The 581-nt window shown below is 61.3% G+C and carries 1 protein-coding gene; it reads left to right on the top strand.

Annotation, left to right across the window (positions count from 1 at the left end):
• Positions 1–581: carbon-nitrogen hydrolase family protein (locus AC1DLB_RS31640; protein WP_477786484.1), on the top strand; the 581-nt coding region annotated here is incomplete at both ends.

The raw sequence follows: 581 nt of genomic DNA on the forward strand, positions 1-581 counted from the left end.
GGCATAGACGCCGTGGCATAGACGCCGTCAGCGTGCTGGCGGAGGTGCACAACGGTGAATCGGCGCAGCAAATCGCGCGCATCGCCAAGGCAGCCGGGATCGCCATTCTGTATGGCTACCCCGAGCGTACCGAGGATGGGCAGATCTACAACGCCGTGCAGTTGATCGACGCCCATGGCGAGCGGCTGTGCAACTACCGCAAGACTCATCTGTTCGGTGACCTCGATCACTCGATGTTCAGCCCCGGGCCGGATGAGTTTCCGTTGGTTGAACTCAATGGCTGGAAGCTTGGCTTTTTGATCTGCTACGACCTGGAGTTCCCGGAAAACGCCCGGCGTCTGGCGTTGGCCGGTGCCGAGCTGATCCTGGTGCCGACGGCGAACATGATTCCCTACGATTTCATCGCCGACGTCACCGTCCGCGCCCGGGCCTTCGAAAACCAGTGTTATGTGGCTTACGCCAACTACTGTGGGAGCGAGGGCGAGATCCAGTATTGCGGCCAGAGCAGCATCGCCGCGCCGGATGGCAGCCGTATCGCCCAGGCCGGTCTTGATGAAGCGCTGATTGTCGGTGAGCTGGAT

Source organism: Pseudomonas sp. 05N434 (assembly GCF_056396965.1).